We start from the raw sequence: 24,765 nt of genomic DNA on the forward strand, positions 1-24,765 counted from the left end.
TTATCCGTTTAGCAGTGCTAGCGTGATTTTATGCCTTTGCCCATGAATAGGGCAGGCTTTCAGATAAGGATTAATAATGGATCGTAAGAATATAGCATGGGACGGCATCAGCTTTGACGTGCCGCCTGAGTTCGAAGTCAGCGGGATAGACAAAAGATTTCTTCAGCTTGATAACGGGGAACACCCCTGTATTGAGCTGCGCTGGTATGACGCAGGCAGAACCTATAAAGAAAAGACCTATTTCAGGCAGTTGGCCAAAAAAATTGAATCCGCTTCCGGTCTGAAGATAGAATCTACAGTACTGCCCGCTTCATGGAAGAATCCACTTAAAAAGTACAATACCACTGCTTTTTACTGGCAGTCCGACCTCGCCACCGGGCGCGGAGTCATGTTTTATTGTAAAAAAGCCGGCAAAGTCATGCTGGTTCAATTCATCGGCAAAAACGATGAACAGATCGACAGTGCGGCGGTCATGCTCTTTGAGAGCCTGAAATTCAGCAATCCCGATGGGGATCAGTGCTGGCGAATTTATGATATGAAAGCAACCATGCCCGGCAGCATGGAAATTGAATCATTTGAATTCAAGCCGGGAAGGTTCAGTATCACCCTGAGCGACCAAACAGATACTGTTTCCCTGTACAGATTCAGCCCGGCGGATGTGATCCTCAAAGACTGTACGCTGGGGGAATTCTCCAAAAAACTGTTTGACGAAGATATTAAAAAAATGGGCCTCTCAATTGCCGAACTGGAATACGGTGAAGGCTCCACCTGCATGTTCGGGCAGGAAAAAGGTCCCTCCACTGCGGCTCTGGCTTTATCCAAACTGAGTCCCAAACGCCGCCCCTACGGTCAGGTCGAAATCCGCTACACTCAGGAGAGCAACCGCATTCTGGCCGTCATGGTCAAGTCCCGTCAGCACATTCCTGAAGACCGGGCCAAAAACATATTTAAACAATATGAAATTGTTCAGTAAAAAAAAGCAGATTATCCCGGAAATGACCCGTGGCGAAGCCATGGCCTGTAAACCTGTTAAGAACCGGGACATAACTGAAACCCGCATGGATAACGGGCTGATAATGCTTTCTTACCCGTTGCGACTCAAGCCCCTTTTTGCAGACGTAGCTAAAAGATTCGGAATGTGGAAAGACGGCTCCCCGCCCATTAAAAGACTGGAACTGGATGAAATGGGAACGCTGGTCTGGGATATGATTGACGGTAAAAACAGTGTCCGCAAGATAGCGGCAAAATTTGCTGAAAAATATCAGGTTCTGCCCCGTGAAGCAGAGGTCGCAGCCGCTTCTTTTCTACGGGACTTGGGGAAAAGAGGCTTAATAGCCTTCAACGCAGCTAACCACGGGTCAAAATAATCTTTGCCCGCAAAAAAAGAATAAAATAAGCCCTTACCCGCAAGTCAGCTTGATATACTCTTCAAAGCTAACCCCGTTCCAGACCTTGCTCACCCAATAGGCAGCAGCCCAGATCATAAGTGACGAAGACTGGACATCAGAAAGCCGTTTCAACTTCGCTTCCAAATTAGGCCAACTCACACCATGATTGTTGTGAATGTTGTCATTTTCGCACGCTTCTTCAACCTGCAAAAACAGATAGGCCCCTTTGCACTGATTCGGCAGGATTTTTACACCCTGATACGATTCCAGCACGGTCTTAAGCTCTGCTACGTTTAATTCCTGCGCAACAGAACGCATGGATTTAAAAAACATATCCACAGCCCAAGGCAGAATAAACTCTGCTCCGGCACTTTTGGTCTTGAAATAATTTTTTAGCCACTGCTCGTGATCGTGCGTAATTCTGGCTGCAACCTGCGGCATATCTTCCTCCTAAGGCTACTCCTCTACTGATAACACCAACTTAATAACCACATTTTCTAAATATATCAAGACTTTTTCTAGAAAATCAACAGAACTATTTAACGATCAAAACTTTCACGTATCTGCTTAAAAAGACTGAATAAAAGTGCTCCAGGAACAGCTTTGCCATTAATTTCCATACTATCAATGCGTACAACAGTATTATTATTGGGAGTTACGTTCTCTTCAGTAACCAGCACAATTTTCTTCTGTGTCGCAGCACCGCTTTCACTGGCATCAATTACCAAAACCCACTGCCCGCCGCTTTCCTTCCACTCAAGGTCAACGCTTCTATGAGAAGTTATACTATTTTCCAGAAGTTTTACAAAGTCTTCCAAAGAAAAATGCTTGCGCCCTTTTCCTGCTACGCCAAGATACTCTCCCTCTGAGTTACGAATAACCAAAGGATTCGCAAGGTAACCGGAAGAAGGAAAAGAAGACTCATCCGGTCCGGTGTCACCGGCACGCAGAAGTCTGAACAACTCCGCCCGATCACGCTTCAATCGACCGATTTCCATGGCCATATCCATGATACGCTCATTGGTTTCGGCAGAGAGCTTGCGTTTCTCAGTACGCAAGGTTGAAAGCTCTTCCCGCAAGTCACGCAACTCAGTCTGGAATAGAGCCTGATTGGACAAAAGATCCGAAACCTTCCCAAGGACAGATGAAAGCCCTTTGATCACGGTCTGCATATCAGAACTGGATTCAAGACCGGCTTCATTGATCAATTGTTGATCATTATTTATCGTATCTACCAATGCGCCGAATTTTAAGCTTAATTCATTTTCAATTTGTTCAGTTGACCAATTCATTCCATACATTTCGCGTATCCTCCTGAAAATTTCCACAGCTTCTACAGAGTACTTCTGCCTGCGCCCATCATCTCCCGATGAAGGCAAAAATTTCGAGTACTTATCCTTATAATACACCACTGTTGAAGGAGGGATACCCAACCTTCTTCCAACCTCTCTCAAACTTAAAAACTGACTCGACATACCCCTTGCTCACTTGTTGTTCAAATTAACTTTAAACAATATATAACTCACCAAAAACAACGCGTCAATACTTTTTGAACAATTAATTGATCAAGACAACAAACAATTGATCAACACAAAATATATAACTGACAGCAAATACTATCCTTCAGTGATAGACAGTTGAAAAATCGTGATTATATTTAAATAAGATGGGAAGAACTTCGACGGAGGGTATGTGGAAATAGGATCAAAACCATATAAATTATGCGAATTGAGTCGCCCTGAAGAAACATTTGAGTGCGTATTGTGACGGGATAACACCCCACAGCCGCGTAGCGCGGCATACGCACTTTTCGCTTGCCCTGCGTGCCACATAAGGTGTAATTGAAACTGAAGAAAGTTGGGTCAACGCCAAACCCCGAAAACTACAACGCGCCAAATATGCTAGAAAAAATAAAGACTACCAATCTTCAGGAAGGAATGTTTGTTGTCTGTTCCGCCAACGGCTTCACCAGCCTTCCCGCTGAGCTTTCCAACAAAGCAATCGCATCAAAAGCAGACATCTCCGCCATACTTCAGCTTAACATCAGCGAAGTCCTGATTGATTCGGAGAAAAGTGCCGCCCCAAACAGCTTCCCCCAGAGCACTTATTCTGAAGAAATCCTCTTCGCACGCGAAGCCTACAGCAACGCCCTGAACTGTGTACAAAAAATATTTCAAACAATTGCAGATCAGGGTCAGCTTGAAATAGCCGAATACAAAAAAGACATCACCCCGCTTATCGATTCCATCGACAGGAATAACAGTGCTGCAGCCAGCCTTACCGTTCTCGCCCGCACGGACAGATATCTACTCACCCACAGTCTGAATACCACAATCTTAAGTGCTATCCTTGGACGCTACATGGGGCTTTCCCGCGACCTGATAGAAGAACTTTCAATGACCGCCATGCTGATGAACGTGGGGCAACTCTGGATTCCTCAAAAAATACTTCAAAAAAAGGGTAAACTTTCCAGAGAAGAATTTCAGCAGATCAAGGAACACTCCCTGAAAGGCAGCCGGTACCTTGAAAAGCAGAACACCCCTGCGACAATAATCAAATCTGTTCAAGCACATCACGAAAAATATGATGGAACAGGCTACCCGGATGGTCTTGCGGGCAATGACATTCCGCAATTTTCACGCATCATATCAATCTGTGATGCATATGATGCCATGACCTCGGACCGCCCTTACCGTGAGGCCATGACTCCGAACGCAGCCATCAAGCACCTGTATTCCATGGCAAATTCGGCCTTCCATCCCAGATACCTGGAAAGTTTCATTAAATGTGTGGGGATTTATCCGGTAGGCTGCTTTGTAAAGTTATCCGACGGTCGTTACGGGGTTGTTGTCACCAACACCCCCAAAGCTCCGCTGCTGCCGCAGGTAAAAATCGTGTTCAACAGCAGATTCCGGGCTATTCACCCAGAATTCGTGGACCTTTCCAAGCGGTCAGAAGAAACACAGGGAAATAATCTGGAAATTGTGGAATGCATCCACCCCAAGACGTTCAAATTGGAACTGGACAGATTCCTCTGGTAAATCAGAAAATTAGACGAACTCAACTTCTACGCGCTCAACATAATCCTTGAGCGCGTTAAATTCTGCACGTACTTGAATCAGATCGTTTTGAGCTGCGCATGACTCTATCCTACGCCCGATGCCACCCAGCTGCAAAAAGCCGTAATTCAATGCCGAGCCTTTGATATTATGGCCGAGACGGGCTGCAGTGGTCATATCTCCTGACTCAAGAGCAATACTCAACTCCTTGATTTCTCTCCGGGTAATTTCCATAAAGCCGAGAATCAAGCCTTCCAGATCTGCTTCAATTTTCTCAACAATTCTGACAACCATACATCCCCCGACCAATATTTTTTCAAATTACCCAGCTGAATTAACGTAAAAAAGGGTACCGCCCTTCAAAGCGATACCCTTATATATTATCAATTTGTACAGCCGCAGGCAAAGAAATTCGCCACCGAACGACTATTATTTAAAATTATTCTTCAAGCTGCTGAATGCCGTCCAGCTTCCACATTCCATCGGAACCAACGGGCTTAACAAAGTGCCAGACCTCGCGCACCTGAGAAGGCTGAGACTGGGAAGGATCCTCACGAAGCAGTACATCGTAGTAGACAGTTGCATTGGACATGCCGCCTTCTTCTTTTACTTCCAGCAGCCTTGCATTGACCATCAGCACGTCAGTCTGGGACGGACCGGGATCTTCCTTGGCCTGCTGTTTAATTTCTTCCACAACTCCGGCGGTTGCGAACTGCTCAATATCCGACATGTCACGGCTGTCCCATGATTTCTGCAGACGGGTATAAACAGCCTTGGCACCGTCAAGAAACTCTTCTTCATCAAACCCGGCGGGAGTGTTCACAACCGGGCCGCCCTGCTGAGCAGCAGAATCTGCTGCAGGCTGAGAAGAAGGTTTGGAAGAAAGGTGATCCCACGCATTCTGGGCATTCTGTTCCCTGCGGGCATAAGGATCATTATTCATATTCTGATTGGGCTGGGAGCGGTCCGGACCGCGCTGGTAATTGCCCTGCTGGTACATATTATCAGCCCCACGACTGCGGGACTTGAAAAACTTGAATCCAAGATAAACAAGCAGACCGATGATCAGGATGTTGAAGAATCCGCCGCCCATACCGCCGAATCCACCCAGCATGGAGCCGAGAAAAGTTCCGGCCAGCAGACCACCGAGAAGCCCCATACCGGGACGGGCTATACCGCCCTGCTGCTTATTCGCACCGCTTGCCTGCTTCTGGGAAGTGGCAGAGGATGTCGGCTTGTTGTAATTTTTAGAAAAAGATGGCTTGCTGCCGAATGATCTTCCGCCGCCCATTCTTTTCGCATCCGCATCTCCGACTGAAAGAGCCAGCAGGCAGACAACAGTGAGGGGAAGAACCAAATACCCGAGTAGTTTCATCTAATACCTCATTTACTTAGGTTATAAAAAAAATGCGACTTAAAGCCGCAGTCCTTTAGATAATTACGCTACTCGAACCTGTCCAGTAATATCGGAGCTATTCATTCTTTTTTTTCAAAAAACCAAGCTCGACCATTGCCTCACCGATCTTTTCGCCATCAAGCGGCTTGGTCAGGTAAATGGAGGCTCCGCCTTTATAATACGCCTCCACCACATTGGAGGGATCCTTCAAAGCGGTGGTCATAAGGACTTTTGTTTCCAGATGGGGAGCAATGCCATTATCGGTTTCAATACCGCGAATCCTTTTCAAGGCTTCCTGACCATCCATTTCCGGCATCATTATATCCATACATATCAGATCATAACGCTCACCGGATTCCAGCGCACGGGTAAATTCATCAACCGCTTCAATACCGTTCACAGCAGAAGTGCATTCACCATAGCCGGCCATGACGTAGGTAAGAAATTTCCTGCTCGCCAGTTCATCTTCAACTATAAGAATTTTCATACTAGCTCCTCAAATAAAGCACCTGATTTATGACCTGACATTAGAACACACTGACATATTTCATGCAATTATTTACATAAAATTCCAACTTCCGGTTTATCTTGCGGAGAGTTGAAATGAGGGTTAATTATTCACAAAAAACAAAACAGGAAGTATTCATGATAGAAACAATTTCATCCGTATTTTCATTTATATCCGGTAAATATGAAGCCAACCCCCACTGGGACCACTGGCCTTTCGGCCCCGGTTACGGCGACTTCTGGGCCTCAATGGCAAAAATGGCCTTCGTAGCCGCAATCCTCGGCGTAATCGTTATTTTCCTGCGTGTACTGTTCGGTCCCAATGGAAAATTCCGTGACCATGATCTCGACCGTGAGGCTGCGGAAATGCGTGAAAAAGCCCTTGCTCAGCTTGAAGAAGATTTGAAATCCGGCAAAATTTCCGAAATTGATTACAAATTCAAGAAAAAAAGAATCCTGTTCTAATCCATGGAACAGTTCAAAAATATATTCACCGATTTTGCCACACCCTACTTGCAAAATGCGGGTAAAAACGAAAAACCGGACCTGCAGTTGAAGTTCGATCACTCTTTTGACGTCTTTGAAAACAGCTGCAGGATCTGTGATTCATTGCCGCTTTCCGAAGAACTGGATGAAACTGCACGTATCGCAGCCCTGTTCCACGATACCGGAAGGTTTCCCCAGTACCGGAAGTACAGAACATTCAGGGATATCGATTCCTGTAACCACGGTACACTTGGAGCCAGAACGGTTTTGAAGCACAGACTGCTTAACTGCCTGCCCCGGAAACAACGCAACACCGTCCTCGGAGCAATTGCACTGCATAACCGCAGTTCACTGCCCGGCTTCATCTCCGACGATCTCAGATTATGCACTGAAGTAGTCCGCGACTCCGACAAAATAGACATCATCCAAGTGCTCATCCCACATATGACAGACGTCAAGCCCGAAAACGAAGCCACACTCATGGGACTGACCGAAAAGCCCGGAGAAATAACCGAGTCCATCCTGCAGGAAATCCGGCAGGGAAAACAGGTTTCCTATGTGAAAATGCGCTGCCTGAATGATTTTCGCCTGCTCCTTTTAAGCTGGGCATACGACCTGAATTTTGAGTGGTCACGAAAAGAAATGATCAAACGGGGATACGTTGACACCATCATGGAACAGCTTCCTGACACAGGTCAAATACACGCCCTTTACAAGCCGGTAATGGAACAGCTTAACTCTTGATAGATTTTGTGGAATAATAGGTTTCACGCACTCTTGTCTTTTGTAAATTGCAACTTACCTTTCGAAGTAGACTTTTAAACATAACAATTCACTAACGGACAGCTGCCAATGACCGAAACCAATTATGATATTACCATTCTAGGAGCCGGACCTGCAGGCTTGCAGGCCGCCATTCACTCAGCAAGAAAAGGGCTCAAAGTTCTTATCCTCGGTAAAAACGACAAGAGCAGCCTCTGGTGGGCACATATTGAAAATTTCTGCTGTACGCTGGAAATTTCCGGTGAACAGATCCTGAGAACCGGGCAACAGCAGGCTGAAAGCTTCGGCGCAGTATTCTTCAATGAAGATGTGCTGAAAATCCAGACCCCGGACCTCATGGACCTCGGCGGGGGCGGATTTACCGTTACCTCCGAAACCAAGGAATTCAAGACCAAAGCGATCATCATCTGCACCGGAACCACCCGCAACAAACTCGGGGTCCCCGGCGAAAAAGACCTTTTCGGCAAGGGCGTAAGCTATTGTGTGGAATGTGACGGCAACTTTTTCAGGGGCGAGGAAGTCGCAATTGTGGGCGGTGAAAGTGCTGCAGCAGGGGGAGCACTGCATCTCTCGCACCTCGCATCCAAAGTCCACCTTGTGTCCAATGAATTCAACTTCGCGCCGGAACTCATGGAAAAGCTAAAAGCCGAAAACATCATCATCCACGAAGGAGTGGAAGTCGACCAGATCACCGGCGGAAGCGGTGTAGACGGTCTCGTTTTCAAGAACGGTGACAAGCTTGATGTAACCGGGGTTTTCATTGAACTGGGCGCAAAAGGGGTCATGTCCCTTGCTGCCGAACTGGGTATCCAGCTGGATGAATCCATGAAATTCATTGAAACTGACAAGCAGCAGCGCACCAACGTTCCCGGTATCTTCGCCGCCGGAGATATCTGCGGACCGCCGCTCCAGATGGCTAAAGCTGTCGGAGAAGGCTGCGTGGCAGGTTTAAGCGCAGCTAAATACGTTCGTAAGACTTGATTAAAGAAGATTTGATGCGCTACGCGCTTTTAATTTAAAGATTTCGCCTCCGGCGGCCAAAGGAGCTAAGCCCCTTTGGAATCCCTATTAGTAAAAAACCGGGCTGTTCTTTTTATGGGCAGCCCGGTTTTCATTTAACGCTTGGAATAAATATAGTTGGGATATAGTACCGCTTTCCCGGCAAACTCGCCTGAAATATCTTCCGGTAATACTCCGATGGTGGCGATGATGTTGTAGCCTGTGCGCTGCAAGCCTCTACGAACTTCTTCGCTGAAATTCGAATTATCAGGATAATTAAGCGGTTTCATAAATATTTTTTTCCAACCGGAAAAGCCGACCTTGGAAAGATTTTCCATCACCGGAACCCGGAACCCTTCCGGACGATAGGAAACCAGAAAAACAGGAATATTACGCTCCTGCAAAAAATCAAACAACACAATTGACGATTTTACAGCGGGAAGGGAACTTAATATCACATGTGATTCTAAATCTGTAACCGCAGCGGGATTATCAGCAAAACCCTGCTTGCTACGCGCTTCATAAGTGGAAAGCAGCACATCCTCCACCACCATGACCACCGCAGGATATTTGACCTTATTTTTGATAGCCTTAATCGCGGCGTCTGATACGGATTCGGCAACGTGTGCCGTATCTTCATCATACTTACCGCTTTCATGATAAGCGACAATCCGTTTCCGGGCTTCCGGCAGGGAAAGCATGGTTTCGGGTGCTTTTACTTTACGCGCCTTGGACGCAACACAGCCACTCACGCAAAACAGAATCAGACAAATACAGATCAAACGTAACTTCAAAAAAATTTCCCTCCACCTAAAATATCAGAGTAAAGGGAAATTAGCATAACAAAACCGTATCCGACAAGTATGTGCAATTGAACTATTTGTTTTTCCTGATAAAAACAAAAGCCCCGGCCAGAGCGGTAAACGGGGCCACGGTAACCAGACCGAAACTGCCCACCAGAGTCTTTAGAATCTCAGCGGAAACATAGACAAAGTTAAAAGTATTGATCAGTGGAATCCCCTGCGCCATAAAGGCCATGAGCAGGGTGATAAACCCGCCGGAATAAGCCAGCAGCAACGTGGTGGTCATGGTCCCCACAACCGCCCTGCCCACCCGGATGCCGGATGCAAGGGCCTGCATATGGGTAATTTCCGGGTTGGCCCGAACAACTTCATCCATGCTGGCCGCAACATCCATGGCAAGGTCCATGACCGCACCGGAGCAGGCCAGAAAAACTGCGGCAATGTAAATGCGGGTCAGATCCAGATGCCCGAACCCTGAATAAAGCAGAGTCTCGGCAAAAGGCATCACCGCCCCGTGCAGATGCAGTTTCCCGGTAAAATAAATAGCCAGCAGACAGCTGGTGAATACGCCCAGAAATGATCCCAGAAAAGCCACCACACCCTTACGGTTCAACCCGGCAACCATGAAAATAATAACCGCACAAAGCCCGGCGACTACAGCAAGAGTAATCCAGACCGGATCACGACCTTCCAGCAAAGCCGGAACCAGCAGTTTCCAAAGCACCAGTGCGGTAAACATGAAAGAAAATAGAGCCTTGGCCCCGGTCCAGCCCCCGAAAACAAGCAGCAGAAAAGAAAAAAGCAGCAGCATGGTCAGTTCAAGATCAATACGGTAATGATCCTGCGGCACGGCAAACATGGGCTTACCTTCCGCATCATAGGTGACCACCGCCAGAGCCTCATCTCCGGGCACAAAGAATTTATCCTTGTCCATCTGTCCGAGAAGTTCGTTGGTGCCTTGCAGGATCTGACCTTTAAATCGACCATCAAGAATTTTCATGGTCACGGACTGCGGTCCGGTTTTGACTATGCCGAACTGATCAATATCAGCGTTATCCACCGAAACCACCTCCGCCCGGCACCGCTCGGCATTTTCAGCAACCCGCTGGTCAAATTCTGTAGGGATAAAATAAAGAATGCTGCTAAGCACTGCGAAGACCGCGACAAGTATGAACTCTCTGTTTTTCAATAATCCGGGCATGATCTCTGGTGGTTGAAATTTTGATTCCGATATTTGCTGGATAAGCTAAAGGCGGAGCATCGTTACGATGCTCCGCCCCGAACAGTTAAAGTACGATGAGTCAGCTATTTGGCAGCAAGCTCAGCGTTATTGATGCCGGCATGCACTTTGGGAGTCATGCCCATAATGGCCATGATTTTGTAAGCGATGTCAGTGTTGTGGTAGTAACCGTTGAAAGAAGAGGAACCGACGCCCATGGCGGAGGTGGCAACGGGAACAGCAGTGTGCTTGTAAGAAGTCCAGCCAAGACCGGCATTGTTGTTCAGCACGTGGGTGATGGTCACGGTCAGAGGATCGTATCCGCCGTAAAGATTGTAGAGTTCAGGATCCTTGAACTTCTTCTCGCCTTTCATGGTGCGCTCGTAAGCGTCCTTGAGCATGGCAAGCTGGTAATCCTTTACAACGAGAGGGTTCTTCTTGGCATCACCTTCGAATTCAAGACCGAAGTAGTGAGTGATGGTGGGCTGAAAATCTTCAAAGCTTGCTTTGCCTTTGTGTTCTTCTTTCCAGAGTTTCACGATCTGGTCGGAGAACTGCTGGAAGGAAATGGTCTGGGGCTGAAGAGCGTCGAAGTAGGAGCCGTATTTGGTACCTGCGAAACCGAGAGTCAGCCCACCGCACTCGTGGTCACCGGTTACAACGATAAGGGTTTCTTTGGGGTGCTTTTTAGCAAACTCAACAGCTTCCTTGATGGAGTTGTCAAAAGCAACGGTGTTGTAAATGAAAGCAGCAGCGTCGTTAGCGTGACAGGCCCAGTCAATTTTACCGCCTTCAACCATGAGGAAGAAACCTTCAGGATTGTCGAGCATTTCGATTGCCTTGGCGGTGAATTCAGGAAGGGTGATGTCTTTTTCAGTCATGTCCATGGCGTAAGGCATTGCTTTGGAATCCTGCAGCCATGCGTTCCATGCGATAACTTTGCCGTCACCGGGCTTGATTGCGTTGAAAGCTTCTTTGTCGGTTACAACTTTGTAGCCGGCATTTTTGATCAGATCGAGAACATTACCTTTAAAGTTCTTGGAGTTTTTCTTCTTGTTGCTGATGTCTTTGAGACCGCCGCCACCGAAGAAATCAAAGTTACTTTCGGCAAGTGCAACGTCGATGTCGTAGTACTGGCCGCGGGTGGGAACGTGTGCGTAGAAAGCAGCGGGGGTAGCGTGGTCGATGGATACGCTGGAAACAATACCTACTTTCATACCGTCAGCTTTAGCCATTTCAGCAATGGACTTGACGTGCTTCTGGCTGGGAGCCATGCCGAGCATGCCGATATTGGTCTGCTGACCACTGGCAATTGCGGTTGCAGCAGCAGCGGAACCGATGATGAATCTGTTAGCAGCAGATGTGGTAGTCATTCCCTGTGCGGGGAAGGTGTTCATGATCAGCTGTTCGCCGGTGAATGCTTCGGTGGCACTTTTCTGGGGCAGCCCCATACCGTCACCAATGAAGAGGAATACGTACTTGGCAGGTTTACCTTTGTAGACGCGGACTTTTTTACCCTTAGCGAATGCAGGTGCTGCAGCCATAACCATGGCACAGACCATAAGGGCCACCAATACTCTGAGTTTGTTGGAAAATCTCATCACTTTCTCCTGATAATTTATTTTTCATCAAAACGGGAATAACGAACCCGTTTCAAGGGCGATACTTATCAGGCACATGTGTCTATTATGTCACAGATTTAAGGAGTTTATGAAAACCCATGTTTAAACCAGTCCTTTTTTAGGACTGGACAATTCCACCCTTGTTCAGTATATAATATACAGTTAAATTATTTAACAAAACAAGGACTACCCCGGTGAGCAAAAAATTTCTTCCCATCATTATAGTACTTGTCATTCTTTTCGGGCTGGCTGTTGCCGGATATTTTTCTCCCGAAAAAAAAGAAAAAATACCGGTCCGTATTTTATTCAAAAACAGCGGCGGTAAAGTAATATTCACCCACATCCGTCACCACCGGGACTACGAAATCCCCTGCGATAAATGCCACCATGAGCGCGAAAACAGCGATCAGGAACCCCTGCCCTGCGGTTCCTGCCACCCTGAAGCGTTTGACAAGGATTACGTGCGCGATCACATCCGGTCCTTCCCGGACACCAGCTATTGCGCACAATGCCACCATGCCGAGCTGGGAAAACTCAACTTCGACCACGCTGCCCATGAAGAATATGCAGATGAAGATTGCCAGACCTGCCATCATGACAGTGACATTGAAAAAGAACCGCAAAAATGCGGCAACTGCCATACCAACGCGGGAACAGCAGATGTACCCAGCGTGCGCGATGCAGCCCATGACCGCTGTATCAGCTGTCACGATGAAATGTTCGAGGAAGGGTTGAAAGGATGTACTCCCTGCCATAAAATGCAGAACATGAAAGATTATTCCGGTGATTTCACCGCCTGCGGCCAGTGCCATCAGGAAAATGACAAAGATTTGGTGCTCAACCGCAGCAGTGCTTTCCATGACCAGTGCATGGACTGCCACAAAGAACTGAAACGCGGCCCATACAAGGAAAGCGAATGCAGCAGATGTCATTTAAAATAAAATGGGAAGCCCGATTATGAATCCTCTTTTTTCACTTATCCCTTCAGAACGCGGCCCCATAGTAAACACATGGGAGCAGGAGCTGGGCAGCGCGCTGGAGATTTCCCTTGAAATCACCGGCCTCGTTCCTCTGGTGCAGATCAATTATCAGGTAAGCAAGGCCCAGCCTGTAGCGTCTGATCCTGCGGGCAGAAAACCGGACCTGCACAGTTCTGTTTCCGGTACAGTCATTGACTTGAAAAAAGATTTCATCACCATCAGGGAGGAAGGAACCCGGGTGGCCCTGCCCGCTGATTTTTCCGCAACAAATCCCGTTGCCATGTTGGATAATTTACGCCTGAACGGCATAGACATCCGCGGCTACAAGCCGGGCTGCACCCTGATAATTAACGCCGTGCCCCACGAAGCGGGAATGGACGGACACCGCTTCCTGATTGAAGAATTTACCGATATCATGGTGACCGGGCTTAATTACCTGAAAAAAGCCCTCTCACCCAAAGCCTGCGCCCTTACAGTTCCGGCAGGGATGGACTGGACCATCCCCGGATGCACCGGGCATGAGATTGATCCGGTCTACCCCAACAGTCTGCCTGAACTGGTCACCAAAGCGGTAACAGGCAAGGAATTACCACCCGAAGTAACGATCATTGATGCAACCACCCTCTACCGCATCGGCAGGACTGTGCATGGACGCCAGCCGGTTACCCTTGTTATTGTAAAAGTGGGCAACACCCCCTTTCTCACCCCGGTGGGAACTCCGGCAGGAGTACTTTTGAAACTGGCCGGTTTCCGCCCTGCAGAGCATGACCGGGTAATTCTCGGCGGTCCGCTGACCGGAGAAGCCGTCTACAACCTGAAACACGGAGTACGCCCGGACACGCAGGCCGTTACGGTTATTAATTCAAGCAGCAATCCGACTTTTACAGACAATCCCTGCGTGGGCTGCGGTGAATGCGTTATCCGCTGCCCTGCCCGGCTGATGCCGAACATGATCTCACGTCATGCGGAGTTCGGACTCTATGAAAACTGTCTGGCATACAACATTGCCTCCTGTTTTGAATGCGGACTTTGCGGCTATTGGTGTAAAGCCCGGCGGCCCCTGCTGCAATACATCCGGCTGGCGAAAAAGGAGCTGGCCGCCCAACCGATAATTGAAGATCTTCGGGAGCAGAAATGAAGCCATTAAACGGATCACCAATCCTGACCGTCTCCATTCCGCCCCATGCCCATTGCGGACGTACCTTCAAACAGGACGCACTGGAAACAATCATTGCCCTGCTTCCGGCTGCGGCTTTTGCGGTCTATCATTACCAGATGCTGGCGGTGCGGGTGCTGGCCCTTTCCTGCTTTACTGCCGTGATCACCGAAACCATCTGCCTGTATTTAATGAAACGGGAGATCGAAGCGGACAACTACACTGCCCTGCTTTACGGGCTGCTTTTCGGCCTCCTGATTCCTCCGGCCTCCCCATGGTGGCTGGTGGCGGCAGGCAGCGCAATTTCAATTTTCATGGGCCGCATAATTTTTGGAGGACTGGGCGCAAACCAGCTCTGCGTGCCGCTGGTGGGCTGGGCCATCCTCGCTGTTTCGTGGCCGGACCTCATGAATTTTGATATGACCATGCTCGCTTCGGAACTGACCTATCCCTTAAGTCAGCTTAAAAATTTCGGCCCGGAAACTCTGGATGAATATTCGCTCAAATCCCTGCTGCTCGGTTTCCAGCTCGGCGGATGCGGCGCAGCACAGACCGGAGCAGTCCTGCTGGGCGGAATCTACCTGCTTGCCCGTAGAGTCATCAGGCCGGACATTCCGCTGGCTTTCATTGCCGGGGCGGCAGCAACAGCAGCAGTCTACTATTTCATCGATCCCCTTGAATACGCAGCACCGCAGTATCATCTGCTCTGCGGTTCCACTCTTTTCGGGGCTTTCTTTCTGGCAACGGACGGCCCTTCATCCCCTGCGGGACACATCCCCATGCTCATTTACGGCTTAACAGCCGGAGTAATGGTCATCATCATCCGGACCTACGGAATCTATCCGGACGGAGTTCCCTTTGCCATTCTGCTGGCCAACCTGATGACCCCGCTCATCGATAAAATCCGCCCTGCACCTTTCGGAGGCACAACCAGCATTCACCTAAGGACCCGGTCATGAAAGAATCCATAAAAATGATCATCGTGCTGACCCTGATCTGCGGAATGTTCAGCGTGACCCTCGCCAGCCTGAAGGAAGCGACTGAATCGCGCATTGAAGAACAGGTGCTGACCTACGTGCAGGGTCCGGCAATTAATCAGGTACTCAAAGGATTTGATAATTCCCCGGTAAAGGACCGCAAAAAATTAACCCTCCCCGGCACTGAAACGCAGGTAACAATCTTCCCGGCCATGAAGGACGGAAAAGTTTTCGGAGTAGCCCTTGAAACTTTTGCTAAAGGTTACGGCGGAGACGTGGGAGTTATGGTAGGATTCAATATAAATGGAAAAAAACTTTCCGGTATCGGCATCACCACCATGAAGGAAACCCCCGGCGTGGGTTCGAAGGTAGCCGGACACGGATTCACCAGTCAGTTTGAAAATCATCTCGCCGCCGCAGTGGAGCTGAATTCCAAGGGCGGCGATATCGACGGCATTGCCGGGGCGACCGTTTCATCCACAGCTTCAGTTGAAGCGGTAAAACAGGCTGTTTCCATTTTCCAAAAGCTGAAACCGCAGATCGCAGAAGCATGGCCGGGCAGTTCAAAAGACGGCTCATAAAACGATTCATAACAGGGGCATAAGATGAGCAGATTATGGAATGAATTTTCTAAAGGACTCTGGAAGGACCTGCCGCCTTTCAAGGTGGTGCTCGGCCTCTGCCCGGTGCTGGCGGTAACCAAAACCGCTGACAACGGACTGGGCATGGGCATGGCGGTCATTTTTGTGCTGACCATGTCCAACATCCTTGTTTCCATCTTCCGCAAGATCATCCCGCCCAAGGTGCGTATCGCCTGTTTCATTGTCATCGCCGCCTCGCTGGTTGTCTCTGTGGAACTGCTCATGCAAGCCTTTGCCTACCCCCTTTACCAGCAGCTCGGCATCTTCGTGCCGCTCATTGTTGTAAACTGCATCATTCTCGGTCGGGCTGAAGCTTTCGCCTCAAAAAATCCTGTCCTGCTTGCAGCTGCGGACGGTCTGGGCATGGGTATCGGCTTCACCGTTTCACTGACCCTGCTCGGCGGACTGCGCGAACTGCTCGGTTACGGCACTCTCTTCGGCAGCCAGATCATGCCCGCAAACTACAAGCCCTTCACCTTTATGATCGAAGCCCCCGGAGCCTTTGTCTGTCTCGGACTCATGCTCTCGGCCATGAATATTTTCACCAGCTGGCAGGCACGACGAAAAGGACAGGCCGTACTTGACAACCCCAGCCACGAATGCAGGTCCTGCGGCATTTGCAGCCGCTAGGGGTAAGTCATGAAAGAATACTTCCTGCTCTTCATCTCGGCCATATTCGTCAACAACATTGTGCTGGCCCAATATCTCGGCAACTGTCCGTTCATCGGCACTTCCAAAAAAATTTCCGTGGCCATCGGCATGGGCAGCGCGGTGGTTTTCGTTGCCACCATGGCCGCCTCAATCACATGGGCTGTGCAGGAATACCTGCTTGATCCGCTGGGCTTGCAATATCTGCAGACCCTCACATTCATCCTCGTCATTGCCTCGCTGGTCCAGTTTGTGGAGATGTTCCTCAAAAAGGCCGTGCCGCCGCTCTATAAAAGTCTGGGCATCTTCCTGCCGCTGATTACCACCAACTGCGCGGTCATGGGTATCGCCATCATCTGCCAGCGGGAGGAATTCACCTTCATCAAAACCGTGGCCTTTTCCTTCGCTTCCGGCATGGGATTCATGCTGGCCCTGATCGTTCTCTCAGCCATACGTGAACGCATCGAAGTGTCGCGGACGCCTAATTCAATGAAAGGAACACCCATCGCGCTGGTCATGGCGGGTTTAATGTCACTGGCATTTTTTGCATTTAAGGGGATGATTTAATTATGATCCTAAATTCGCTTCTCGTATTAATGGGATTAGGATTCACGGCTGCGACCATACTCGCTGTGGCATCCAGAATCCTGCACGTAAAGGAAGACCCGCGTATTGCGCAGGTTGAAGACGTGCTGCCCGGCGTAAACTGCGGCGGCTGCGGCTATGCCGGATGTAACGGCGCGGCCAATGCGGTGGTAGATGGCAAATCAGGGGCCAATGTCTGTGTTATCGGCGGCATTGAAACCGCCAAGGCTGTAGGTGCGGTCATGGGGCTGGAAGTACTGGACATGGAACCGGAACTGGCCTTCCGGGACTGTACCGGAGGCGAACGGGCCGAAGAACTTTTCAATTATGAAGGAGCCAACAACTGCCGCGCTCAGGCCCTGCTCTACAACGGAGCCAAAACCTGCCCTGAAGGCTGCCTCGGCCTTGGAACCTGTGTTGCTGTCTGTCCCTTTGATGCTATCCACATGGGACCGGAAGGTTTGCCCGTGGTGGACCCGCTGGCCTGCCGGGCCTGCCGTAAATGTGTGGAAGCCTGCCCGCGCGGGGTGCTTTCCATTGTTTCCATGACTGCCAAATTGCTGCACATGGAAGAAACCAACGACTGCCTTGCTCCCTGTCAGCAGAAATGCCCGGCCAATATTAACATTCCCCGCTACATCGAAGCCGCCAACAACGGCGATTACGCCGGGGCGGTAAACATCATCCGTGAACGCAACCCGCTTTTGCTGGTCTGCGGCCGGGTCTGCCCGCGTCCCTGCGAAACAATCTGCCGCCGCACCCATGTGGATGAACCGGTGGGCATCAACATGATCAAACGTTTTGTGGCCGACTGGGAAATGAAAAACAACCTGCGACTGCCCATCCCCTGCGCCAAAGACACAGGACGCAAAGTGGCAGTCATCGGCGGAGGTCCGTCCGGTCTTTCCTGCGCCTGCTACCTGCGCCGTCTCGGCCACAGCCCGACTATCATTGAAGCCATGCCCGAACTTGGCGGACAACTGCGTTACGGAATTCCTGAATACAGACTTCCCAAAAAAGATCTTGCCTGGGAAATACAAAGCATACTTGATCTTGGCGTGGAAGTTCGCACCGAACAGAAGCTCGGACCGGATTTCACCATAAATGACCTTGAAGAAGAAGGTTTCGAAGCATTTTTTATGGGTATCGGGGCTTGGGCCAGCGGCACTTTGCACATTGACGGAGAAGACGCACAGGAAGTTATTGCGGGTACGGAATTCCTCACAGCAGTCGGACTGGGGCAAATTCCGCAAATCGGACAGAAAGTCATTGTTGTCGGCGGAGGCAACACTGCCATCGATGCCTCCCGTACCTGCGTTCGACTCGGCTGTGACGTTACTTTGCTCTATCGCCGAACCCGCACTGAAATGCCTGCCAACACCGAAGAAATTGAAGCTGCAGCTGATGAAGGCATCAAATTTGTATTTCTGGCTGCCCCCACCAAAGTCATTCTTGATGATCAGGGCTGTGCCACCCATCTGGAATGCATAAAAATGGAGCTCGGCGATCCGGATGAATCAGGTCGCCGCCGCCCTGAACCGATAGAAGGTTCAGAAATCCGCTACCCTGTGGATACAGTCATTTCCGCCATCGGACAGAAGCCCCAGCTTTCCTGCTTCTATACCGATGGCGAAGAGCAATGCAGCATCGGTTTCACCCGCTGGCGTACAATTGAGGCCAGCCCGAACACATTGCAGACCTCCATCCCCAAAGTATTTGCCGGGGGCGATGCAGTATCCGGTCCTGATCTTGTCATCTCTGCTGTGGGAGCAGGACGACGCGCAGCGCGCTCAATCCATTACCTGCTGACCACAGGCGATATCCCGCTGGCAGACAATCTACTGCGTGAACCTATCCCTTACACCCTGTTCAAAGATGTGGACGGCTGTAAAAAGAAAGGGCGCACTGAAATGCCCCATAACTGCACCGGAAAAGACCGCACAACCACCTTCAAAGAAGTGGAAGGTTGCCTCAGTGAAGAAGAGCTTCGTTATGAAACTTCACGCTGCCTGCGTTGCGGACTGACCTGCTATGACCGGGATGTTCCGCTGGAAAACGTGTTCACTACACGGGTAGGGGAAAAAGTGAAATAGTGGACATCAGCTCCGCTTAGGGATAATCAGCTGACTATGTTCAAGATTCCATTCATCAAAGGAAGCATGCCGCGCATATTGCTGATCAGTCAGGATTATTTCATCATTCCGGAACTGCTGCGGGCCATGCAGAAATGCAGGGTTGATTTCTGCACCGTAGAGTTCGCACAGAATACCGAATTCCTGAAAAATTTATTTGATCAAATTGCAGCATTCAGACCCCATTTCATCCTCAGCATCAACCACAGCGGCCTTGACGGGGACGGACAGGTGCTGGCCCTGCTGGGGCGTTGCGGAGTCCCTTTCGCCAGCTGGTTTGTGGACCGTCCAGAAATGTTCATGCAAAATGATGTTGCCCCGGATGCACTGCTTTCCGTCTTCTGCTGGGATCCACAATCAATTCCTTTTTTCAAGGCCAAAGGAATTCGTGAAGCGCATTACCTGCCTCTCGCTACCGACCCTACAATCTTTCGCCCCCAGCCCCCGGCCGCAACTCCAAAACATGCGGTTTCCTTTGTTGGCTCATCATGGGCAAATAAAATAGCGGACCTGCTCCGGGCAGCGCGATTCCCGGCCCCCCTGCTGCGGGAATACCGTAAACTTGGGAAAATATACGCAACAACACCGGACGTAGCTAGAAAGCATCTCTGCGAAGAAATGAATGCTGAAACACGTCAAATCCATGCCGAACTCCCCGTCCACAGCCAAAATATGTTCTACCGTTTGATTCAGCTGGAAGGAACAAGACAACAAAGAATCCAATCGGTTTCAGAGCTTCTGGATTTCAGCCCGGTCATTGTCGGCGATTCATATTGGAAGCAGGTATTAACAGGTAAAAACAAAAAATTTTCATGGTGGAGTCGATTGGACTATGAGCAGGAACTACCGGCTTTCTACCGCGACTCAGCCGTTAATTTCAATTCCCCCAGCCTGCAATCCTCTGCAGCCATGAACCAGCGAGTTTTCGATGTCCCCGCCTGCGGTTCTTTTCTCCTGACCCGATACTGCCCGGAACTGGAAGAACTTTTCGAGCCGGAGAAAGAAGTCGCCTGTTATCAGGGACTCGGAGAAATAAAAGAAAGAGTTTCTGAATGGCTGGAGAATAGTGAAGGACGAAAAGAAACAGCCCGCGCGGGATTAAAGAGAGTTCTGGCGGAGCATACCTATGAGCACAGACTGGCTGCGATAATCCGGAAAATGAAAATCTACTTTTAAAAAATCAGACAGTTAAAACAGAAAGGCGCAGCAGGTAATACCCGCTGCGCCCGAAAACTTTGATCGCTCAAAGCTATTATTTCTGGAGGCCGGACTGTACGTCCTTGAGGAGCTCCTGAACCTTGGCAAGTTTTGCCTGCTCTTCTTCGCTGAGCTGTGCGCCAACGTAAGCTGCTTTCTGGTTCATTTCTTCAATAATGCCGTCCATAATAATATGTCTGGTTTTAGTGGGGAGCTTTTCGAGTTCTACCAGTCTGCCGTCTACAACGGTCATCTGAGTATTCAGGGCTTCCACTTCACCGCGTACGGTCTGCAGATCTTTAACTTCAGCGGTAAGGCTGGTCAGATTCTGATTCAGGCCGTAGAAAAATACAACAAGAAGAACTACTGCCATGAAAGAGATGATAATTGCTACTTTACCCATGTCTTTCTGTGCAGTTTCGGTGACGCCTGCTGTGACGTCCTCAGCCAGCACATCTTCGTTCTGCTGGTAATCTTCCATCTGATGCACTTTTTCAGTTGCTGCGCTCATTTTTTTCCTCCTAAATGATCGTGTTTATAACGAAAAAGGACTATACTTCAAGGACGATTTCAAATCAAGAATTTAAACATTTTTAAAAATTTTTTTGATCCATCCTCCCTGTAAACACTCCGTGATTCTCACAAATATCCAGCTTGTGCAACCGTGTTGAATCAAAAACATGAACTTTAATTTCAGCAGAGCAAAAAAACGTCTTTACCCAGCCACTTACTGACTCGCTCTGATCCGTAAAATCATATTCAGGCATAATATTTGCTTCTCTTAAGAAAACTAAATCTAAAGGAAAACTTTTCCTAATAATATTCTCAGGAGCCTGACATGTACACCAGCTCAGTTTTAAGCGGATCAAGCACAGCCGGGAGCTATTTCTCCAACATCGCAAACAACACCCAGAGCGCGAAAACTCCTAATATTTCCAGCAGTCTAAGCCCAAACCAGATTCGCAGACAGCTGCAGATGCAGTTTGCCACCATGAGCTTCGGACTCTCCTCCGATGAGCAGCAGCAGGTCAACGGATACTACTCCCAGCTTAACAATATTTATGGTGTCAATGATTCGTCAGTCCTTGAAGATCAGGAAAAGAGATTCAAAGAACTGAAGGCGGAACTGGACAAACTCTACGGACTTGACGGTGAAGCCAAAAAGCTCACTGCAGAAGAAAAGAAACAGGTAGACGAACTCCAGACCAAACTGGATGAGCTGTACGAAATCGTGCCCACCAAAGAACCTGAAGGCGCAGACCTGCAGAGGGCCGAAAGCCTGAAGTGGGAACTGAAGAAAATGTACTATCCAGAAGGCAGGGTCCTGAGTGCTGCGGAGAAGAAAAAAGAAGCATCCATTCAGAAAGAGCTTAAGGAACTTTTCGGCATAACCGGCCCCAAAACTTTGAGCAAAGAAGAGCAGGCCAAAGCCGATGAACTGAACAAGCAGATAGATGAAATCATGGGCACCACCAAAAAGGAACTCACTGAAGAAGAGACCAAACGTGCTGACGCACTTATCACCGAAATGGAAAAGATTGCAGGCAGCATCGTTACCCACGGCTTAAGCAGTGCCGAAAAAAATCTTTATTACAAACTTGATGAACAGGCCGATGCCCTAAAAGACAAAGCCAAGACAACTACTCTGACTGATAGTGAACAGGATGATCTGGCTAAAATAACCAAGAACATCAACGCCCTGCTGGATAAAGCAGCCGCAATTCAAGAACAGCAGGACAAGCAGGCCGGTCAGGTACACGGTCAGCTGGGCGGCTTTTTCTCACAGCTGGGCATGATGGGCGGCGGAACCCTGCTCTCACGGAGCATTTAGATTTCACTTGAAAAATACGACTTTTTCTCTTACCCCTGACTTCAGGAACAACTCTGAACGGAGCCATGCTCCCCGTACATATATAAGGAGTCAGCAAAATGCCCATTTACGAATTTAAATGCCCCAAATGCAATAAAGAATTTGATGAACTGGTTATGCCCGGAAAAGACGCTAAAGCGGATTGCCCAGAATGCGGCCAGAAAGATTGCGAAAAACTGCTATCCATGGGCAATGTACGCCCCAACGGCATCCCCAAAGGAATGGGCGGTTACAAAGAGCCGTGCAAAGGCTGCAACGGCTGCGGTTAAAGCAACCGTAAATATTTCTCTACTAAAAAACCCGGAGGCTTATACTTCCGGGTTTCTTTTATGTCTGCCGTTTAGATCAAAATATCATAATTCTCTGAATCACCAGTGCGGCGGTAGGTAAAACAATTTTCCTCGACAATCCCCAGTGTTTCGTGAATTACTTTCAGCCATTGGGCGCGCCCGAAAACATGGGTCGGAACGAATACCTGCGGGTTGACGGCCTGCGCCAGTTGCGGCCCCCCAGCCAGACTTTCCAGCCTCCTGTCCACATTTGAAAATACGACATGCGGACCGTAACCCTTCACCCTTGCCACAGCTTCCCGGAAAAATGAACGGGTAAAATCCAATTCCGGTTGTGAAGCCGTTTCCCAGTCCCAGCAGGCCAGATCACCGCCGTTATAGACTTTCAAGCCTTCTACTGTACGGAAAAGAAAAGCGACACCAAGATCATTGGACATCAGGGTTTCGATTGAAAGGCCGTTAAGTTCGTACTTCTCATCCGGCTCCACAATAAGCGCATTCCCGAAATCAAGATCGGGATGCATTTCCTCAATATCATCCGAAATTACTGCCTGCAAAGAATTCGCAGCGGAACAGACCTCCCGGTAATCAGGTGCGAAATGATCTGTATGGCTGTGCGAAAAGAAGACAACAACATTGCGACCTGCGACAGCTTCCTGTAAGGCGGCCAGCACCTTTTTGCTCCTGAACCGTTCTGCCGGGATATCAAAAACATAGCTGGTATCTCCGGCTTCAAGCACAAAGCAATTGTGAAAAATATGGACTAAACGGACCTGCATACTATTGTTCAGTTTTCGCGTCTTCCATTTCTTCCAGCAAAGCACGGCTGATGGGGAGATAAATGTGGGACCATGAGGTAAGATGCCCGGCCAGATACTCAGCATCAGGCCCGGAACCGCAAAACAGGTCCACTCTGGTGCCCTTGATAGCTCCGCCGCGGTCCTGTGCCATAACCATTCTGGCAAAAGGAGCCTTTTGCTTCTTACCCTGCTGCGGAAGGCGGGTGGTCAAAAGAGCAAGAGAACCGAGGGGCAGAACCTTGCTGTCTACCGCAACACTGGCCATGGGAGTCAGCGGTGCCCCCATGGAACCGAACGGCCCTTCATCATCCAGCCTGAAAAAAACATAGCTGGGGTTGGTGGTCAGCAACTCTTCCACCAGCTGCGGATTGGCGGCCAGAAAAGCCTTGATCTTCTGCATGCTCATGCCCTCTTTGGGCAGCAGACCGCGCTGAATGAGCACTTTACCAAGAGAAACATACTTCAGCCCGTTTTTCCCGGCATAAAGGACGTGTTTGACATTACCATCAGGCAGGACAAGACGTCCGGACCCCTGAATCTGCAGGATGAACACATCCACCAGATCCTTAACCCATGCAATCTCAAATCCCCTGCCCTGCAACGCCCCTTCAAAATCAATATCTTCACGGTCATGATAGGGAAGGACGTCTTCTCCATCCTGACGGTAAATCAACTGCTGCCCTTTCCAGCGATGATGGAATTTACCGAGATCAAGGGTCTTGAGATCGGACGGAATACTGTACAGCGGATAAGGGTAATCCGGATGCGGGGTAAGCGATGCTTCAAGGTACGGCTCATAGTACCCGGTCAGCAAGGTACGCGGAACCATGGAATGCCAGACGAATTTTTCATTCAGCAGTTCCGGTGAAGACGCAAGCCGGGGCAGCAGTTCAAGCATTTCCTCATTGGTTCGCTTGAGCATTCCCCATGTTATCTGCATACGTCCGTACTTGGCAGCCACGCTGTTCTCAGGTCTGCGGGAAAGATATTTAATGTTGCGTTCAATTCCCTTTTGCAGATCAAGCCATGAAAAATCAGCACCGGATTGATTCTGTAAACGATTGATAAGCCCTGCAACCTGAACACTGTCGACTTTATAATAACCCTTGGTCTGGACCTTGACCGGAGCCTCGGGTGTCCCGCTCAGCAAGGAGCAACCGCTAAATGCAAAAATTGAAATCAATAGAAAAATGAACAAAGTAAACTTGCGTAAACTTAAGAAAAGCA

27 protein-coding genes are annotated in these 24,765 nt (G+C 49.2%); 16 read left to right on the plus strand and 11 right to left on the minus strand.

The genetic code is table 11. From position 1 onward, the window contains the following. The first annotated feature begins 76 nt into the window (after window positions 1-76). Together FMR86_RS11630 and FMR86_RS11635 are read left to right on the plus strand one after the other, a co-directional pair. Window positions 77-973: a hypothetical protein gene (locus FMR86_RS11630; RefSeq protein ID WP_163351572.1), complete on the plus strand. Its 897-nt coding sequence runs from the start codon at window positions 77-79 to the stop codon at window positions 971-973. Beyond that, window positions 957-1,367 (plus strand): PqqD family protein, encoded by a 411-nt coding sequence (locus FMR86_RS11635; RefSeq protein ID WP_163351573.1) that lies wholly within the window; start codon window positions 957-959, stop codon window positions 1,365-1,367. The genes FMR86_RS11630 and FMR86_RS11635 overlap by 17 nt, the downstream gene beginning before the upstream one ends. A 33-nt stretch (window positions 1,368-1,400) precedes the next feature. Here the strand turns inward: FMR86_RS11635 and FMR86_RS11640 are convergent, their stop codons facing one another. Continuing rightward, window positions 1,401-1,829 carry a hypothetical protein gene (locus FMR86_RS11640; RefSeq protein WP_163351574.1) on the minus strand — a complete coding sequence of 143 codons (429 nt, stop codon included), beginning with the start codon at window positions 1,827-1,829 and terminating at the stop codon, window positions 1,401-1,403. 98 nt (window positions 1,830-1,927) lie between these two features. Further along, window positions 1,928-2,863: a MerR family transcriptional regulator gene (locus FMR86_RS11645; RefSeq protein WP_163351575.1), complete on the minus strand. Its 936-nt coding sequence runs from the start codon at window positions 2,861-2,863 to the stop codon at window positions 1,928-1,930. A 423-nt stretch (window positions 2,864-3,286) separates the two neighbouring features. On the opposite strand from FMR86_RS11645, the gene FMR86_RS11650 reads away from it, so the two are divergent. Next, the gene (locus tag FMR86_RS11650) at window positions 3,287-4,429 is read left to right on the plus strand and encodes an HD-GYP domain-containing protein (RefSeq protein ID WP_163351576.1); all 1,143 of its coding nucleotides are present in this window, start codon (window positions 3,287-3,289) and stop codon (window positions 4,427-4,429) included. Between the two features lie 9 nt (window positions 4,430-4,438). Here the strand turns inward: FMR86_RS11650 and FMR86_RS11655 are convergent, their stop codons facing one another. The 3 genes from FMR86_RS11655 to FMR86_RS11665 form a co-directional block, all read right to left on the minus strand. Next, entirely contained in the window at window positions 4,439-4,741 is a 303-nt protein-coding gene (locus tag FMR86_RS11655) for an Hpt domain-containing protein (protein WP_163351577.1), read from the minus strand. Window positions 4,742-4,886: 145 nt separating this feature from the next. After that, complete coding sequence (locus FMR86_RS11660) at window positions 4,887-5,822, minus strand: Tim44 domain-containing protein (RefSeq protein ID WP_163351578.1); 936 nt, start codon at window positions 5,820-5,822, stop codon at window positions 4,887-4,889. Between the two features lie 97 nt (window positions 5,823-5,919). Then, entirely contained in the window at window positions 5,920-6,330 is a 411-nt protein-coding gene (locus FMR86_RS11665; protein WP_163351579.1) for a response regulator, read from the minus strand. A gap of 158 nt (window positions 6,331-6,488) precedes the next feature. On the opposite strand from FMR86_RS11665, the gene FMR86_RS11670 reads away from it, so the two are divergent. The 3 genes from FMR86_RS11670 to FMR86_RS11680 all read left to right on the plus strand — a co-directional run bounded on the left by FMR86_RS11670 (window position 6,489) and on the right by FMR86_RS11680 (window position 8,600). Further along, a complete protein-coding gene (locus FMR86_RS11670; RefSeq protein WP_163351580.1) occupies window positions 6,489-6,815 on the plus strand; it encodes an SHOCT domain-containing protein in 327 nt (108 codons plus the stop codon). 3 nt (window positions 6,816-6,818) lie between these two features. Continuing rightward, window positions 6,819-7,580 (plus strand): HD domain-containing protein, encoded by a 762-nt coding sequence (locus FMR86_RS11675; protein ID WP_163351581.1) that lies wholly within the window; start codon window positions 6,819-6,821, stop codon window positions 7,578-7,580. 108 nt (window positions 7,581-7,688) lie between these two features. Beyond that, window positions 7,689-8,600, plus strand: coding sequence for an NAD(P)/FAD-dependent oxidoreductase (locus FMR86_RS11680; protein ID WP_163351582.1), 912 nt, complete (start codon window positions 7,689-7,691; stop codon window positions 8,598-8,600). 134 nt (window positions 8,601-8,734) lie between these two features. Here the strand turns inward: FMR86_RS11680 and FMR86_RS11685 are convergent, their stop codons facing one another. From FMR86_RS11685 to FMR86_RS11695, 3 genes are all read right to left on the minus strand, one after another. Continuing rightward, window positions 8,735-9,412, minus strand: a complete 678-nt coding sequence (locus tag FMR86_RS11685) for an HAD family acid phosphatase (protein WP_163351583.1) — start codon at window positions 9,410-9,412, stop codon at window positions 8,735-8,737. A gap of 82 nt (window positions 9,413-9,494) precedes the next feature. Further along, window positions 9,495-10,622, minus strand: coding sequence for a YibE/F family protein (locus FMR86_RS11690; RefSeq protein WP_163351584.1), 1,128 nt, complete (start codon window positions 10,620-10,622; stop codon window positions 9,495-9,497). 104 nt (window positions 10,623-10,726) lie between these two features. Then, complete coding sequence (locus tag FMR86_RS11695) at window positions 10,727-12,241, minus strand: alkaline phosphatase (RefSeq protein WP_163351585.1); 1,515 nt, start codon at window positions 12,239-12,241, stop codon at window positions 10,727-10,729. Between the two features lie 215 nt (window positions 12,242-12,456). Here FMR86_RS11695 and FMR86_RS11700 point away from each other — a divergent pair, with 215 nt between their 5' ends. From FMR86_RS11700 to FMR86_RS11735, 8 genes are read left to right on the plus strand one after another with little or no spacing between them, the layout of a single operon-like run. Beyond that, window positions 12,457-13,203 (plus strand): cytochrome c3 family protein, encoded by a 747-nt coding sequence (locus FMR86_RS11700; RefSeq protein WP_163351586.1) that lies wholly within the window; start codon window positions 12,457-12,459, stop codon window positions 13,201-13,203. 16 nt (window positions 13,204-13,219) lie between these two features. Beyond that, complete coding sequence (locus FMR86_RS11705) at window positions 13,220-14,380, plus strand: electron transporter RnfC (RefSeq protein WP_163351587.1); 1,161 nt, start codon at window positions 13,220-13,222, stop codon at window positions 14,378-14,380. Continuing rightward, window positions 14,377-15,357 carry an RnfABCDGE type electron transport complex subunit D gene (locus FMR86_RS11710; RefSeq protein ID WP_163351588.1) on the plus strand — a complete coding sequence of 327 codons (981 nt, stop codon included), beginning with the start codon at window positions 14,377-14,379 and terminating at the stop codon, window positions 15,355-15,357. Before FMR86_RS11705 ends, FMR86_RS11710 begins: the two co-directional genes overlap by 4 nt. Next, window positions 15,354-15,956, plus strand: coding sequence for an RnfABCDGE type electron transport complex subunit G (rnfG, locus tag FMR86_RS11715; RefSeq protein WP_163351589.1), 603 nt, complete (start codon window positions 15,354-15,356; stop codon window positions 15,954-15,956). The genes FMR86_RS11710 and rnfG overlap by 4 nt, the downstream gene beginning before the upstream one ends. A 24-nt stretch (window positions 15,957-15,980) precedes the next feature. Continuing rightward, window positions 15,981-16,646, plus strand: a complete 666-nt coding sequence (rsxE, locus tag FMR86_RS11720) for an electron transport complex subunit RsxE (RefSeq protein WP_163351590.1) — start codon at window positions 15,981-15,983, stop codon at window positions 16,644-16,646. 9 nt (window positions 16,647-16,655) lie between these two features. Beyond that, window positions 16,656-17,231, plus strand: coding sequence for an electron transport complex protein RnfA (locus FMR86_RS11725; RefSeq protein WP_163351591.1), 576 nt, complete (start codon window positions 16,656-16,658; stop codon window positions 17,229-17,231). A gap of 2 nt (window positions 17,232-17,233) precedes the next feature. After that, on the plus strand, window positions 17,234-19,342 hold the full coding sequence (locus FMR86_RS11730; protein ID WP_163351592.1) for an FAD-dependent oxidoreductase: 2,109 nt from the start codon (window positions 17,234-17,236) through the stop codon (window positions 19,340-19,342). Between the two features lie 36 nt (window positions 19,343-19,378). Next, the gene (locus FMR86_RS11735; RefSeq protein WP_163351593.1) at window positions 19,379-20,557 is read left to right on the plus strand and encodes a glycosyltransferase; all 1,179 of its coding nucleotides are present in this window, start codon (window positions 19,379-19,381) and stop codon (window positions 20,555-20,557) included. 76 nt (window positions 20,558-20,633) lie between these two features. On the opposite strand, the gene FMR86_RS11740 is transcribed toward FMR86_RS11735, so the two are convergent. Next, window positions 20,634-21,089, minus strand: coding sequence for a hypothetical protein (locus FMR86_RS11740; protein ID WP_163351594.1), 456 nt, complete (start codon window positions 21,087-21,089; stop codon window positions 20,634-20,636). A 327-nt stretch (window positions 21,090-21,416) separates the two neighbouring features. Between FMR86_RS11740 and FMR86_RS11745 the strand changes: the two genes are divergently transcribed. Together FMR86_RS11745 and FMR86_RS11750 are read left to right on the plus strand one after the other, a co-directional pair. After that, a complete protein-coding gene (locus FMR86_RS11745) occupies window positions 21,417-22,409 on the plus strand; it encodes a hypothetical protein (RefSeq protein WP_163351595.1) in 993 nt (330 codons plus the stop codon). Window positions 22,410-22,507: 98 nt separating this feature from the next. Continuing rightward, window positions 22,508-22,717, plus strand: coding sequence for a zinc ribbon domain-containing protein (locus tag FMR86_RS11750; protein WP_163351596.1), 210 nt, complete (start codon window positions 22,508-22,510; stop codon window positions 22,715-22,717). A gap of 71 nt (window positions 22,718-22,788) precedes the next feature. Here FMR86_RS11750 and FMR86_RS11755 read toward each other — a convergent pair whose 3' ends face one another. Beyond that, the gene (locus FMR86_RS11755; protein ID WP_163351597.1) at window positions 22,789-23,517 is read right to left on the minus strand and encodes an MBL fold metallo-hydrolase; all 729 of its coding nucleotides are present in this window, start codon (window positions 23,515-23,517) and stop codon (window positions 22,789-22,791) included. 1 nt (window position 23,518) lies between these two features. Then, window positions 23,519-24,688, minus strand: a complete 1,170-nt coding sequence (locus tag FMR86_RS11760; protein WP_239057225.1) for a murein transglycosylase A — start codon at window positions 24,686-24,688, stop codon at window positions 23,519-23,521. Between the last annotated feature and the right edge of the window lie 77 nt (window positions 24,689-24,765).

The sequence above is a fragment of the Desulfovibrio sp. JC010 genome (genome assembly GCF_010470675.1).
Taxonomy (GTDB): Bacteria; Desulfobacterota; Desulfovibrionia; order Desulfovibrionales; family Desulfovibrionaceae; genus Maridesulfovibrio.